The organism is Paraburkholderia sediminicola (assembly GCF_046026855.1).
GTDB classification, from domain to species: domain Bacteria; phylum Pseudomonadota; class Gammaproteobacteria; order Burkholderiales; family Burkholderiaceae; genus Paraburkholderia; species Paraburkholderia sediminicola_A.
The window spans coordinates 12,065-27,200 of record NZ_JAQQET010000007.1 but is presented as its reverse complement, the minus strand read 5'-3'; the positions used below and the strand labels follow the sequence as shown (position 1 = coordinate 27,200).

The window sequence follows — 15,136 nt, the reverse complement described above, 5'->3', positions numbered from 1 at the left end:
CACACAGTCCGCTCGTGAACAACGGAGCAGACTGCGTGAAGCAGGGGGGAAGCGGCTTGCGCGGACCTTGTTACTTGCTCTGATTGCGAACGCGTAGCAAGGGACAGCGCGGTTTAATAGCTGAGTTAATGACTGAGCGCGGCGCCAGGCGGCATCTCGGGCACACGCACTGTGACGGTCTTACGGAGCTTGGCGACATCCGCGGCGCTGACCGTTGAACCGGTGTTGCCCCAGCTGTTGCGCACGAAGTTCGTCACGTCGGCGACTTCCTGATCGTTCAGGCGCCAGCCGAAGGCCGGCATCGTAAACGAAGACGGCGCGGTTGCCGTGCCCTGGAGCGTGCTGCCGGACAGCAGAACGTGAATCAGCGAGGTCGCGTCCTTGCCTTGCACGATCGGATTGCCACCCAGTGCCGGGAAAACGCGTGTGTAGCCGCGGCCGTCACTGCGGTGGCAGGCGGTGCAGTTGTCGCGGTATACGGCGGCGCCGGGCGCTGTGGCGTCGCCGGTACGCAAGGCGCGAGCCGCCGTATCGTCGTACACGTACGGCGTTTCCTTCGGATCGGTCGAGGGTAGCGTTTTCAGGTAGCGTGCGATCGCGGTCAGATCGGCGTCGCTCATATGCTGCATGCTGTGCTGCACGACGTCCGTCATGCCGCCGAATGCCGCGGTATGCTGCGTGCGTCCCGTCTTCAGGAATTGCACGAGATCCGCTTCGCTCCAGGCGCCGATGCCGGTGCGCGGATTGCCGCGCAGGCTTGACGGAATCCAGCCGTCGATCGTCGCACCGCCCGCGAGAAACGCTGTGCCGTCGAGATCGCTCAGCGCGCGCTCCTGCATCGTGACTGCGCGCGGTGTGTGGCAGGCGCCGCAGTGGCCGAGGCCCTGAACGAGGTATGCACCGCGAGCAATCACCGGGTCGGCGTAGTGCTTCGCGTCGAAGGCTACGGGTTCAGGCGCGAACAGATAACGCCAGATGCCGAGCGGCCAGCGCATCGATAGCGGCCAGACGATATCGACCGCGCGGTTCGTCTGGTTCACCGGTGCGACGCCTTGCGTGAAGTACGCATACAGCGCGTGCATGTCGTCCTGACTCAAACGCGCATACGACGGGTACGGCATCGCCGGATACAGCGTATCGCCGTTCGGCCGCACGCCGGCGCGTACTGCGCGATCGAACTGCGCGAAGGTCCATGAACCGATGCCGGTGTTGCGGTCCGGCGTGATGTTGGTCGAATAGATTGCGCCGATCGGCGTGTCGAACTTCAGACCGCCCGCGAAGGGCTTGCCCGATTGCGCCGTGTGACATGCGATGCAGTCACCGGCACGGGCGAGATATTCGCCGTGCGTGATCAGGGCCGCGTCGGATTGAGATTGCGCCGCCGCGTGCGCACCGAGCGGCGCGGACAACGTCGCCACTGCGCAGAACGACGCTGCGCCCGCGCGCCTGAATGCCTGACCCAGGCGTTTCATATCGATCTTTTTCTTCATACGCTCACCAGCGGCCCGGGGTTCTTCAGATACTGCGTGCGAATCGCACGCGCCGACCAATAGGCGAGCGCGGCGACGAGACCGGTCGGGTTGTAGCCGATGCCTTGCGGAAACGCCGACGCGCCCATCACGAACACGTTGTGCACGTCCCAGCTTTGCAGATAACGGTTCAGCACGCTCGTCTTCGGATCCGTACCCATCACCGCGCCGCCGACGAGGTGAGTGGTCTGATAGCGGCGCGAATCGAAATGCGCGCCGAACTCGCGCGTATAGACGTTGATGTCCTTCGGTCCCATCTGCTGCGCGATCTTGTGCATCTGTCCAGTCACGTAGCGGGCCATCTTGATGTCGTTGTCCTTCCAGTCGAAGGTCATGCGCAGCAACGGCTGGCCGTATGAATCGCGATAGGTCGGATCGAGATCGAGGAAGACGTCGCGATACGACATGTTGGAGCCGTGCGCATCCATCGAAATCGTGTGGGCGTAGTGGTCCTTTACCGATTTCTTCCAGTCGACGCCCCAGTTCGGCGTGCCAGCCGGTGTCGCGATGCCGCTGATCGGCTTGGTGCCGGCCTGATTCACCCACAACGGTGAGCCGCCGACAAAACCGAGCGGACCGTGATCGAAGTTGTCGGCATTGAAGTCGTCCACAGCGACGCCGTTGCCGCCCGCGCCGATGAACGGATTGGTGAAGGTGTCCTTGTCGAAGAACGCGGTGATCGTCGAGAGGTTCTGATACGCGAAATTGCGGCCCACTACGCCTTCGCCCGAGATCGGGTCATACGGCTTGCCGATGCCCGACAGCAGAAGCAGGTGGACGTTGTGATACTGGAACGCCGCGACAATCACGAGATCGGCTGGCTGAAAGACTTCGTTGCCTGCCGGGTCGACGTAGGTCACACCCTTGGCGCGTTTTTTCGTGTCGTCGAGTTCGACGCGCAGCACGTGGCAACGCGAGCGCAGTTCGAAGTTAGGCAATGGCTTGAGCGCGGGCAGAATGTTCAGATTCGGCGATGCCTTCGAATACATGTAGCACGCGTAGCCACTGCAGAATCCGCAGAAATTGCACGGGCCCATCTGCACGCCGTACGGGTTCGTGTACGGACCCGACGTGTTCGCCGAAGGCAAGCGGTACGGGTTCAGTCCGAGTTCGCGCGCGGCCTTGCCGAAGCGCTCGGCCGAGTACGTGTTCAACTGCGCGGCGAGCGGGAAGTTGTCGGTGCGCGGTGCTTCGAACACGTTGCCGTCGCCGACCACCTTGCCGTTCACCTTATAGGCCTGGCCCGAGGTGCCGAACACTTTTTCGGCGAAGTCAAAATGCGGTTCGAGTTCGTCGTAGCTGACGCCGTAATCCTGGATCGTCATGCCTTCCGGAATGAAGCCCTTGCCGTAGCGTTCTTCGTAGTGGCTCTTCAGACGCAGCTCTTCCGGTGTGATCCGGAAATGCACGCCCGACCAGTGCAGCCCCGCACCGCCGACGCCTTCGCCCGGCAGGAACGCCGCGAGTTGCCGGTAAGGCAGCGCCGTTTCGCCGACGTTATGACGGATCGACACGGTGGTCTTGGAGAGATCGAGGAACAGCTTCTTACGGACGTTATAGGTCAGCTCGTCGATCGTGTTCGGATACGCGCCATCCGGATAGGTGTCGCGATACTCGCCGCGTTCGAGCGCGACCACTTTGAGGCCGGCCTCGGTGAGTTCCTTCGCGAGGATGGCACCGGTCCAGCCGAAGCCGATGATTACCGCGTCGACGTGCGGTTTGGTTTGCGTGGTCATCAGGTGCGTTTTCCCTGGATCGATACGGGGTCATACGGATAGGCCTGGCCGTTCTGATTGACGAAGTCCATGAAATCGGCTCGCGCGCCGGGGAAGCCGATCATCTTCCAGCCGCCCATGTCGCGATTGCCGCCGTGGATCGGGTCGCAGAAGTAGCCTTCGCGGGTGTTTTGCAACAACTGGCCGAAGAAGACGCCGGCCGGCACGTCCGCGAGATCGATCGATTCTTTCTCCAGTGCGGTGAGTACGGTGTCGCGCGTGGGCGCGTCGAGGGCGTCGAACGGATGCGCGTAGGTCTTCGTGCAGTAGGCGTTGACCGCGGCGATGCCCAGGCGGTACAGATCGCGCGGCACGAGCTTCAACTGATAGCCGAGTTCCGGCGCACCTTGGGCGAACGGCCCCTGCATGTACCAGAGCGCGCCGTGCGCGTACGGCGTGTCCATCTGGCGGTCGATGAATTCGGGCACACCGGCTTCGACCGCGCCCGGGCCTTCACTGTCGGCGGGGATCAGACGGTCCACGGCCGCATGGACGAAGGCCCATTCTTTCGCGTCGAAGAAATGCGGCTTGTAGTCGGCGCCGGAGGCGCCGTTTGAACCCGGCGCGGCGGTGGTTGCGGATTGCTTGACTTCACAGCCCGCGAGGGTCCCGGCGGGAACCAGCGCGACGGCCGTGCGCAGGAAGCCACGACGAGAAGTGAGAGGAGATTGAGCCATATTGTTCTATGTCACGAGATGGGAGGGCGCCGTGGCGCCGCCCCTGGGCAGTCGTCGGATTTCGGCGTCATGGTAAATGGAACCGGTTCCAAAGTCTTTTTGGATTTTTACAATAAGCTGTTTCATGAAGTGACGGAATATCGTTTTGTAAGAAATATCTCTTTCAAATCATAGGTGTTTTTTAGCCGATGTGGCCTGTTGGCAGGCCGGAGCGGCCCCGATGAAACTGACGCGAAAAAGCGACGTTTTGCGGAGGCATGACGATCAATGGCTGGTCGACCTCGCGCGATGGCGAGGCGAAGGCTAAAACGCCAAGGAATTCTCGTCAGGGGCCGATTGTCAGCGGGGCAGATGTGGCACCCGGTGTTTGGCCAGGCCAAGCCCAGCCAGGCTCAACCGGCTGGCCGAGCGGACGTGGTTTACCCGCGCTTACTGCGCGCCAGCGGTGGCGAGCGGTCGCCAGCAGGGGCCTGAGACGGCCATACGGGTCACGTGAATCCCACTATATCGTCCAGCCGTATTGCGCCGCCCCCGGCGCGGGAATACTTTTCGCCTGCTGCAAACGCGCGAAAACAGATGAACCCTACAAATTGCAAGCAAGTTCCGCACTGAAGGGCTCTTTTCGGCGCCAGTGCCACGCACCACTGGGGGCACACCTCACGACGACAATCAAGGAGACAAGCTGTGCTTCCCGCAACCATGCCGATTAACGTTGGCAATACCGCTTTCATGCTGCTCTGCGCGAGCCTCGTCATGCTGATGACGCCGGGTCTCGCGTTTTTCTACGGTGGCCTCGTCGAACGCAAGAACGTGCTGGCGATCATGATGCAGAGTTTCATCTCGCTCGCATGGACTACCGTGCTGTGGTTCGCGTTCGGCTACTCGATGTGCTTCGGCCCAAGCTGGCACGGCATCATCGGCGACCCGACCTACTATGCGTTCCTGCACGGCATTACGCTGCAAACCATGTACACGGGCAACGACGCGGGCATTCCGCTAGTGGTCCACGTCGCCTATCAGATGATGTTTGCGATCATCACGCCGGCGCTGATTACCGGTGCGTTCACCAACCGCGTGACGTTCAAAGCGTACTTCCTGTTTCTGACCGGCTGGCTGGTACTGGTGTATTTCCCGTTCGTGCACATGGTATGGAGTCCAGATGGACTGTTCGCGAAATGGGGCGTGCTCGATTACGCAGGCGGCATCGTGGTCCACAACACCGCCGGATTCGCCGCGCTGGCGTCGGTGTTGTATGTGGGGCGCCGTCAGACCGTCACGCACAAGCCGCACAACGTGCCGTTGATCGCGCTCGGCACGGGCCTGCTGTGGTTCGGCTGGTACGGCTTTAACGCCGGCTCCGAGCTGCGCGTCGACGCCGTCACGGCTTCGTCTTTCCTTAACACCGATGTCGCCGCTTCGTTCGCTGCCATTACGTGGCTGCTGATCGAATGGGCCAACGCACGGCAACCGAAATTCATCGGCTTGCTGACCGGGTCGGTCGCCGGCCTCGCGACCATCACGCCCGCGGCAGGCTATGTGTCGTTGAGCACAGCCGCGGTGATCGGAATTTCTGCTGGTGTGATCTGTTACTACGCGGTTGCGCTGAAAAACCGGCTTGGCCTCGACGACGCGCTCGACGTGTGGGGCGTGCATGGCGTGGGTGGCCTGGTTGGTACCGTTCTGCTTGGCGTGTTCGCGTCGAAGGCGTGGAATCCCAATGGCGCGGATGGCCTGCTGTTGGGCGGCGGCGCTTTCTTCGTCAAGCAATGCGTGGCGGTGCTCGTGTCCGGCGTCTGGGCGTTCACGTTCACGTGGGGCATGTTATGGCTGATCAACCGCGTGACACCTGTTAAGGTCGATGCAGCCGCCGAGCAGCAGGGGCTCGATACCGAGTTGCATGGCGAAGTGGCTTATCTGGACGCGTAAGCACAAGCACAAGGTGAGAAGAAAGCGGGACGTTTACGTCCCGCTTTTTTTTGTCCCTATTGGGACGCGACGTTAGCCCTCAACTGAATCAATCCGGAAGAGGGGGTGAAGCCAATGATCGCCTATATGCTAGCGTTGGGTCTGGTCCCAATGTGAAGCGCAACCTCCATGGAAAATCTCCTCAAGAAGCTCGATCTCACCTCGCTGCGCCTGTTCGTCGCCGTCTGCCAGGAGCAGAACATCGCGCGCGCGGCCGAGCGCGAGTTCATCGCGTCTTCCGCGGTGAGCCGGCGCATCGCCGAGATCGAAGCCATGATCGGCTTGCCGGTGATTCAACGCCAGTCACGCGGCATTACCGTGACGCCGGTCGGCGAGACCGTGCTGCGCTTTGCGCTGGCGATCATCGGCAACATCGAACAGATGAGCGCCGAGTTGTCGCGCTTTTCGTCGGGGGTGAAGGGGCGGGTACGGGTGGTGGCGAATCTCTCGTCGATCGTGCAGTTTCTGCCGGAAGACGTGGCGGCGTTCGGGCGCGTGTTTCCGGAAGTGTCGATCGAACTGGAAGAGGAGAACAGCGCGGACGTGCTGCGTATCGTCGGCGAGCATGGCGCGGACTTTGGCATCTGCAACCCGGTGGCGGGTAGCGAAGTCTTCGAACAGATGCCTTATCGGGAAGACCGCTTGGCGGTGCTGGTGCCGGGTGGCCATCGTCTTGCCAGCGTCTCGCGCGTGGCGTTCGAGGCGCTGCTCGACGACAGTTTCGTCGGCCTGCGCAGCGAGAGCGCGCTGACACAGCTTCTCGCGCAGCAGGCGGCCGGCGTGGGGCGGCAACTCGACGTAAAGATCCGCGTCAGCAGCCTCGATGCGTTATGCCGGATGGTCCACGCGGGCCTCGGGATAGCGATCGTGCCCGAGCAGGTGGCACTGCTCTATGTGAACGCGCTCGACGTGCGTTTGCTGTCCTTGAGCGATGCCTGGGCGGTGCGGCATCTCATCATGATCTTCAAGTCGCGTGATCAGTTAAGCGCTAGCGCCGCGGCGCTGGTGGGATTTCTTCGCAGCAAGCCCTAGCTCGCAGGGCGCCTCGTATCATTCTCCAAACGAGAGGTCTGCGTTGCCCGACCGGCACTTCGGCATCGCGGACACGCGCCGTATAGTGAGCGCAAGGAGAACGCATATGAGCGATACGATTCGTCTGGATGGCCGCGTGCTGTACCTGTCACAGGACCCTGCGGTAATCGAGGCGCAACTGGCCGGTGAAAATTTCACGCGTGCCGCGGCAGGTGTGCTGCGCGATAACGTCTCCACCGACGAAATCACGCCGGTCACCGTCATGCTGACTTATGACGAGCGCCTCGGCCAGTATCCGTACGTTGGCTTCAAGGCGGGCGAACGCCTGCCGATCGGCCGCAACGCAATCAGGGACGGCGGCTTTCAGGTGACGGTGGCGGGCAAGCGTTACGGCAAAGGTTCGTCGCGCGAATCGAGTCCGTTGGCGGAGTTGTCGGCGGGCATCCGTTTGATCGTCGCGGAGAGTTTCGAGCGCATCTATCAGCAGAATTGCGACAACATCGGCATTCTCACTACGACCGATTTCTCCGTGCTCGATCATCTGATCGCGGGAGAAGCGGTGCCGATCGACGAGTTTCTCAAAGGCCGCGATGCGCTTACGCAGCAGATTATTCGCAGCGGCGGATTGCTCGCGTACAGCAAGTTCGCGGACTGGCCCGCACCGCGTGTGCGAGATGCTGCCCATGGTGCAAACGGCGCCGAACCGAAGACGCTGGTCGAGAAGATTATCGAGCGCCATCTTCATCCTGGCATTGAAAGCGCGCAGCGCGGCGACGGCGTGTTCATCTCCGCCGACTGGCGCTTCAGCCATGACTACTTCACTGGCATGTGCGCGCATCTGATGCATCGCGCGTTCGGCAAGCCCGCGCCGCTGCATGCGCCGGATCACATCATCGCGTTCCAGGATCATCTGGTGCTCGCTTCGCAAAGCATTCCGCACGTACGCGACGGATTGCTGCCGGGCGTTGCCAATCTGATGGAAGGGCACACGTCGTTTTCGCGCGACTATCCGGTCCGCTCGCACGGCGCGCTCGACAACGCGCCGGGTTCCGAAGGCATCTGCCATGCGCTGATGGCCGAACAGTACGCGTTGCCGGGGCAGGTTGCGTGCGGCACCGATTCGCACACGCCGCATTCGGGCTCGCTCGGTTGCCTCGCATTCGGTGCGGGCGCAACGGAAATCGCCAATAGCTGGGTGACGGGCTACGTGCGCTGCAAAGTGCCGGAGACCTTGCGCATTGAAATCGACGGCGCGTTGCGCAACGGCGTCACAGCGAAGGACGTCGTGCTGCATCTGTTGCAGATGGATGCGATCCGCTCGGGTGGCGCGATCGGCCTCGTGTTCGAATACGGCGGCGCGGCAGTGCGCGCGATGTCGATCGACGAGCGCGCGACGCTGACCAACATGGTTGCTGAGTTGGGCGGCTTCACGGGCATTGTGGAACCGGACGAACGCACGGTGGCGTTTCTGAAGGAGCGGCGCGGCGTCGATTTCACCCTTGAAAACTGGATGAAAAGCGATTCCGGCGCCACTTATTACGACACGATCCGTATCGACGCCAGCGCTATCGAACCGATGCTCGCGCGTCCTGGCGATCCGGGCAACGGCGTACCGGCGCCGCAACTGGAGCAGGACGTCGCGATCGATATCGCGTATGGCGGCTCGTGTACGGCGGGCAAGCGCGAGGACTTCGACTTCTATCACGAGGTATTGCGTTGGGGCGTGGAGCAGGGCATGCGTGTGCCCGAGGGCACGCGTCTCTTCCTGCAATTCGGCACGATGGCGGTGCGTGCGTATTGCGAGAGCCAGGGCTATTTGCCGGTTTTCGAGCGCGCGGGCGTGACGCTCGTAATGCCCGGCTGCGGTTCGTGTGCGAATTGTGGCCCGGGGCAGTCGGCCGACGCGAACGAGGTGACGATCAGCGCGATCAACCGCAATTTCCCCGGCCGCTCAGGCCCGGGCAATGTGTGGCTCGCGAGCCCCTACACCGTTGCAGCAAGCGCGTTAGCTGGAAAAATTACCACCTTCGAACAACTGAAGCGCGCACGCAGCTAGAATGCTGGCCACACACCTTGTGGCCCGGCATCGTGGTGCGCGTAATACGCGAAAGTACGAAAGGCCGGCACAAGACTGGCCCCCGGCGAGCATCATCGTGCATCGCCTGCATGACCCGCATCACCAGGAGACAAACAATATGGCATCCCCCGATCACGCCGGGTCCGTCGCGCGCAGCGCCGACGGCGCGGCGTCTTCCTCAGTCGCGGCATCTGCCACGCTCGACGCCGGCAGTATTTCCGCGCGCCTCGACCGGCTGCCCGCCACGCGTTCCATCTGGAAGCTGGTGGTGCTGCTGAGCCTCGGCTTTTTCTTCGAACTTTACGACCTGCTGTACTCAGGCTATGTCGCACCCGGCCTCGTCAAAAGCGGCCTGCTGACCGCAACGACGCACGGCCTGTTCGGCTCGACCGGCGTCGCGAGTTTCATCGCGGCATTGTTCAGCGGCCTCTTCATCGGCACGATCGCATGCGGTTTTCTGGCGGATCGCTTCGGGCGCCGCGCCGTGTTCACGTATTCGCTGCTGTGGTACACGGCGGCCAACGTCGTGATGGCGTTTCAGGAAACGGCGACGGGTCTGAATTTCTGGCGCTTCGTGGCGGGGGTCGGCATCGGCGTCGAGCTGGTGACGATCGGCACGTATATCTCGGAGCTGGTGCCCAAACAGATTCGCGGCCGCGCTTTTGCGTGCGAGCAGGCCGTCGGTTTCACGGCGGTGCCGGTGGTGGCGTTTCTGTCCTATCTGCTGGTGCCGCGCACACCGTTCGGACTCGACGGCTGGCGCTGGGTAGTGCTGATCGGCGCACACGGTGCACTGTTTGTCTGGTGGATCCGGCGCGCGTTGCCGGAAAGCCCCCGCTGGCTCGCGCAGCAAGGGCGTCTCGCCGAAGCCGATCGCGTGATGAACGAACTCGAAGCGAAAGTGCGCAGCGAATACGGCCGTGAACTGCCGCCGCCCGCACCGCCGGTGCCGGTCGCGCCACGTGGCAGCTTCCGCGAGATGTGGGTCCCGCCGTACCGCAGCCGCACGCTGATGATGACGATCTTCAATATCTTCCAGACGGTGGGCTTCTACGGCTTTGCGAACTGGGTGCCGACGCTGCTGATCAAGCAGGGCATCACGATCACCACGAGCCTGATGTACTCGAGTGTGATCGCATTAGCCGCGCCGCTTGGTCCGGTCATTGGCCTCTTTATCGGCGACCGCTTCGAGCGCAAAACGGTGATCGTGGTGATGGCGGCCGTGAATATCGTGTGCGGCCTGTGGTTCAGCCAGGCGTCCGGCGCGGTCTTGCTGGTGAGCCTTGGCGTGTGTCTGACGCTCGCGGGCAATATCATTTCGTATAGCTACCATGCGTATCAGACCGAGCTTTTTCCGACCAGTATCCGGGCGCGGGCGGTGGGCTTCGTCTATTCGTGGAGCCGTTTTTCGGCGATCTTCACAGCGTTTCTGATTGCCGCCGTGTTGAAGCAGTTTGGCACCACGGGTGTTTTCGTCTTTATCGCTGGGGCGATGCTGATCGTCATGTTGGCAATCGGGTTGATGGGACCGCGTACGAAGGGTATCGAGCTCGAAAAAATATCTCAGTAGCTTGGAGAGACGAGTCTGTGTCGATATCGAAGGCGACGAGGTGACGCTGCTGGCTTCACTGCCTGACTCCTGCAGCGAGGAGAGGTTCCTCGTCGCCGTTCAATGCGCGGTCGCCGCTGCATCGGCGCCACCACCGCCCTTCGCCGGCCGCGTGATCCAGATCAGCGGAATGATCACGATGAAGATGATCGCCGAGATGTAGAAGACATCGTCGAGTCCCAGCATCGCAGCCTGGTTGCTCACCGTGGAATCGAACAGCGCGTGCGCGGACTGCGTGTTCAGATGCAGCAGCGACTGCGTCGAATCCATCCACCGGCTGAACAGCGGGTTGTTGGGACTGGCCTGCTCGGTGAGCCGGGTGTGATGCAGCACGGTGCGATTGTTCCACTCGTTGCTGGCGAGCGATGTGCCGACCGCACCGCAAAACACCCGCGCGAAATTCGACAACCCCGCGGCTGCGGGAATGCGATGCGCCGGTTGGCCCGACAGGATGATGGCTGTCAGCGGCACGAAGAAGAGCGCCATCGGGATGCCTTGTAGCAGCGTCGGCAGTACCAGATGCCATGTGTCGATCTCGGTCAGGTATCGCGAACGCATGAAAAAGACGATCGCGAATCCACTGAACGCGAGGGTTGCGATGATGCGCGCATCGAGGCGCGCCATGATACGGCCCATCGCGGGCGCGAGTATCACCGCGAAAATGCCCAGCGGTGCGGTGACGAGCCCTGCATCGACGGAGCGGTAACCCAGGTACTCCTGCATCCACTGCGGCAACAGCACAAGATTGCCGAAAAAAACTGCATACGCAATCGAGATCGCGATGGTTCCACCCAGGAAGTTGCGCTGCCCGAAAAGCCGGAGATCGACGATCGGATTCTCTTCGGTCAGCTCCCACATCAGGAAGAACGCAAAGCTGATCAGTGCGGTGATCGCAAGCACGACGATCGTGGTCGAGTGGAACCAGTCGAGATCCTTGCCCTTGTCGAGCATCACCTGTAGCGAGGCGACCCACGCGATCAGCAGAACGAGCCCAACAACATCGATCGGCAGCTTGCGGGTCTGCGTTTCGCGGGTGCGGTAGATCGTCCAGGTGACGCCGGCCGCAAAGATGCCGACCGGGATATTGATGTAAAAGATCCACGACCAGTTGTAGCTGTCGGTGATCCAGCCGCCGAGCAGCGGCCCGGCAATCGGACCGACGGTCGCGGTCATCGCCCACAGCGATAGCGCCGTCGCCGATTTCTCTTTCGGATACGAGCCGAGCAGGAGTGCTTGCGACAGCGGGATCAGCGGGCCGGCTACGACGCCCTGCAGCACTCGCGCGGCAAGCAGTATCGGTAAGGTCGGCGCCATTCCGCACAGCCACGACGCGAGCACGAACGCGAGGATGGCACCGACAAACAGCTTGACCTGGCCGATGCGCTGCGTGAGCCAGCCGGTCAGTGGAATCGACACTGCGTTGGCGGCGGCGAACATCGTGATGACCCACGTGCCTTCGTCGACGGACACGCCGAGGTCGCCTGAAATGTTCGGAATCGCGACGTTGGCAATCGACGAATCGAGCACAGTCATGAACGTGGCCAGTGCGACGGCAATCGTGGCAAGAACGAGTTGACGGCCTTGCAGTGGGGGAGGTGAAGCGGGTGCCTGAGCCATGGGAAGTCTCGTAAGGTGTCGGTGACGCTTACATCAGTTTCGAATCGACCTGTGTGATTGGTTTTGCGCCGGTCTTTGCCGCATGAGTGGCCACCTTTTGCGCGGCACTGTTCGTTCCAGCGTTTTCGGCGACAATGCGGGCGATCTCCGCGTCGGCCTGGTTACCGTAGTTCTCGAACACGCTGGTCTGGTAGACGGTGTTCCTGGCGTTGGCGAGTTCGCTGCCCGAGTCGTCCTTGACGTTCACGTCGACCTGCATCGACAAGCCAATACGCAGCGGGTGCTTTTCGAGTTCCTGCGGATCGATCTCGATGCGCACGGGCAGGCGCTGCACGACCTTGATCCAGTTGCCGGTCGCGTTCTGCGCGGGCAGCAGCGAGAACGCCGAGCCCGTACCCGCCGAGAAGCCGACCACCTTGCCGAGGAACACCACCGAAGAACCGTACGCATCCGCCGTCAGTTCGACTGGCTGGCCGATGCGAATGTGCTTCAGTTGCACTTCCTTGAAGTTCGCATCGATCCACACGCCATTCAGCGGCACGATGCCCATCAGCGGGTTGCCCGGCGACACGCGCTGGCCGACCTGCACCGAGCGTTGCGCGATGTAGCCGGTGACTGGCGCGGGTAGCGTGTTGCGCGCGTTCGCGAGATACGCGTCGCGCACTTTCGCGGCGGCGGCCTGCACGTCCGGATGGCCCGCAATGGTCGTATTGGCCGTCAGTGCGCGGTTCGCGGCGAGTTGCTGCTGCGCGGCGTCGAGCGCGGCTTCTGCGCTCTTCACGGCGTCGCGTGCGTGCGAGATGTCTTCCTGCGACACGGCGCCCGTGCCGGCAACCGTCAGCCGGCGGTGCAGGTCGTCCTGCGCGCGCGACAGGTCCGACTGACGGACCGCGACCTGGGCGAGATATTGATCGTCGTTGGCGAACAGGCCGCGTACCTGACGGACCGTCTGTCCCAGGTTCGCTTCCGATTGCTGAAGCGCGACGCGCGCATCGGCTGGGTCGAGTACGACGATCGGGGCGCCGGCCCTGACGGTTTGCGTGTCGTCCGCGTTCACGGCGATCACCGTGCCGGTAACCTGCGGCGTGATCTGCACGACGTTGCCGTTCACGTAGGCATCGTCCGTGTCTTCATGGAAGCGGGCGACGAGGAAGTAGTAAAGGCCGTACGCAATCGCGGCGAGCAGGATTGCGATGACGAGCAACGCCGTCATGTGTTTGCGCTTGCCGTTGCCGGCCGGTTGGGTTTCGGCGGCAGGTTGCTGCGGGGTGTTCATGGTTAGCTCCGTGCTCTTTCAATTTGTGTCGTTCATCGGGATGGACATTCGGGTTCAGCTGGATTCAGTTCGCCGACGCCTGATGGGCACTCGCAGCGGCGACCGGGGCATCGCCCGGCACCACGAGGCCGGCCTGCGTCGCATCGAAACCACCGCCGAGCGCCTTGATGAGGCCAATCTGCATATCGCGGCGGGTCATCCTGAGACTGGTCACCGTCTGTTCGGCGGCAAGGCGGTTCTGATCGGCGCTCAACACCTGCAGCTGTTCCGACAGGCCGGCCTTGTAACGGATCGCGGCCAGTTGGTACGCCTTCGTCGCAGCGTCGAGTGCGCGTTGCGCGTCGCCCATCTGCTGATCGATCGAACGGATCGACGACACCTGCGTTGCCGCATCGGACAGCGCGTTGATCAACGTCTGGTTGTAGTTCGCGACGTCGAGATCGAAGTCGGCATAGCGCCCCTTCAACTGCGAGCGCAATTCGCCGGCATCGAAGATCGGCAGATGTACTGCCGGGCCGAACTGTGCCTGCCGGCTCGCGGAAGTCAGAAAGCGGCCCCAGCCGAACGCATCGAAACCGAAACCAGCGGAGAGATTGACGTCCGGGAAGAACTCGGCCTTCGCCTCTTTCACGTCGTGCATTGCCGCCTCGACCTGCCAGCGCGCCGCAACAATATCGGGCCGGCGCGATACGAGATCGGCCGGCAGGTTGTCTGGCAGCGCGACGGTCGCACCGGGGCTCAGCACTGGTGCGGCGATCTGCAGGCCACGGTCGGGACCCTTGCCGAGCAGCGCGCCGAGCTGATAACGCGTGGTTGTGATCTGGCCGTCGAGATCGCTGAGGTTCGAGCGGGTTGTGGCGATGTTGCCGACAGCGGTCTGCTTCTCGACATCGGTGTCGAGCCCGGCGGTGACGCGGCCGTTGGTGATCCGGCCGATATCCTCGCGATTGCGGATTTCGCGTTGTGCGATATCGCGCAGCGCATATAGCTGCGCCAGCCTGTTATAGGTGCTGGCGACCGACGCGGCGAGGGTCACGCGGGCCTGCTGCACGTCGGCTTCGGCGGCTTTTTCCTGCGACACAGCCTGACCGAGACGCTGGCGATTTTTGCCCCACAGGTCGAGATCCCACGATGCACTGGCGAGCGCATTGTTCTCGCTATACCAGGTGCCTCCGTACGGAGGCGGGTACAGCGCGTTGCTCGAGAACAGCTCGCGGTTCCACGAATAGCTGGCGTCGACCTTCGGCGACAGGGCCGAGCGCGTGCTTTCGATATACGACGAGGCCTTCGCCAGGCGCGCCTGGGCCTGAGCGATCGATGGGTTGCCGTCCAGCGCTTCGGCGATCAGCTTCGGCAGTTGCGGATCGCCGAACTGGTTCGCCCAGTCGAATGCCGGCCATTGCCCGCTTTCGGCCGGCAGGCTCTGGGTCGACTCGTACTGCGCCGGCTTCGCGATCTGCCGGTCGCTCCTGATGCCGGCGTAATTCGCGCAGCCACCGAGGACGAGTGTCGTCATCGCGGTAGCTAGAACCATTCGTCGCGACAACCCGGCCACGCGCAGGGAAATGCCCCGCATCAG

At 62.6% G+C, this 15,136-nt stretch carries 10 protein-coding genes; 4 read left to right on the top strand and 6 right to left on the bottom strand.

Annotation, left to right across the window (positions count from 1 at the left end; translation table 11 throughout):
- Nucleotides 1–125 precede the first annotated feature (125 nt).
- Genes PQR40_RS09595 through PQR40_RS09585 form a run of 3 tightly spaced genes read right to left on the bottom strand, consistent with a single transcriptional unit; the run spans nt 126 to nt 3,981 of the window.
- The gene (locus tag PQR40_RS09595; protein ID WP_408508869.1) at nt 126–1,490 is read right to left on the bottom strand and encodes a c-type cytochrome; all 1,365 of its coding nucleotides are present in this window, start codon (nt 1,488–1,490) and stop codon (nt 126–128) included.
- A complete protein-coding gene (locus PQR40_RS09590; protein WP_408508868.1) occupies nt 1,487–3,265 on the bottom strand; it encodes a GMC family oxidoreductase in 1,779 nt (592 codons plus the stop codon). Before PQR40_RS09590 ends, PQR40_RS09595 begins: the two co-directional genes overlap by 4 nt.
- Nucleotides 3,265–3,981: a gluconate 2-dehydrogenase subunit 3 family protein gene (locus PQR40_RS09585; RefSeq protein WP_408335327.1), complete on the bottom strand. Its 717-nt coding sequence runs from the start codon at nt 3,979–3,981 to the stop codon at nt 3,265–3,267. The genes PQR40_RS09590 and PQR40_RS09585 overlap by 1 nt, the downstream gene beginning before the upstream one ends.
- Before the next feature lie 684 nt (nt 3,982–4,665).
- On the opposite strand from PQR40_RS09585, the gene PQR40_RS09580 reads away from it, so the two are divergent.
- From PQR40_RS09580 to PQR40_RS09565, 4 genes are all read left to right on the top strand, one after another.
- Nucleotides 4,666–5,907 carry an ammonium transporter gene (locus tag PQR40_RS09580; protein WP_408229841.1) on the top strand — a complete coding sequence of 414 codons (1,242 nt, stop codon included), beginning with the start codon at nt 4,666–4,668 and terminating at the stop codon, nt 5,905–5,907.
- A 168-nt stretch (nt 5,908–6,075) separates the two neighbouring features.
- Nucleotides 6,076–6,978: a LysR family transcriptional regulator gene (locus PQR40_RS09575; protein ID WP_408508867.1), complete on the top strand. Its 903-nt coding sequence runs from the start codon at nt 6,076–6,078 to the stop codon at nt 6,976–6,978.
- Between the two features lie 106 nt (nt 6,979–7,084).
- A complete protein-coding gene (locus PQR40_RS09570) occupies nt 7,085–9,034 on the top strand; it encodes an aconitase family protein (protein WP_408229847.1) in 1,950 nt (649 codons plus the stop codon).
- A 139-nt stretch (nt 9,035–9,173) separates the two neighbouring features.
- Nucleotides 9,174–10,625 carry an MFS transporter gene (locus PQR40_RS09565; RefSeq protein ID WP_408508865.1) on the top strand — a complete coding sequence of 484 codons (1,452 nt, stop codon included), beginning with the start codon at nt 9,174–9,176 and terminating at the stop codon, nt 10,623–10,625.
- Between the two features lie 99 nt (nt 10,626–10,724).
- Here PQR40_RS09565 and PQR40_RS09560 read toward each other — a convergent pair whose 3' ends face one another.
- The 3 genes from PQR40_RS09560 to PQR40_RS09550 all read right to left on the bottom strand — a co-directional run bounded on the left by PQR40_RS09560 (nt 10,725) and on the right by PQR40_RS09550 (nt 15,133).
- Nucleotides 10,725–12,281, bottom strand: coding sequence for a DHA2 family efflux MFS transporter permease subunit (locus tag PQR40_RS09560; RefSeq protein ID WP_408387654.1), 1,557 nt, complete (start codon nt 12,279–12,281; stop codon nt 10,725–10,727).
- 28 nt (nt 12,282–12,309) lie between these two features.
- The gene (locus PQR40_RS09555) at nt 12,310–13,557 is read right to left on the bottom strand and encodes an HlyD family secretion protein (protein ID WP_408508864.1); all 1,248 of its coding nucleotides are present in this window, start codon (nt 13,555–13,557) and stop codon (nt 12,310–12,312) included.
- 64 nt (nt 13,558–13,621) lie between these two features.
- Complete coding sequence (locus tag PQR40_RS09550; RefSeq protein ID WP_408229859.1) at nt 13,622–15,133, bottom strand: efflux transporter outer membrane subunit; 1,512 nt, start codon at nt 15,131–15,133, stop codon at nt 13,622–13,624.
- Nucleotides 15,134–15,136: the final 3 nt, after the last annotated feature.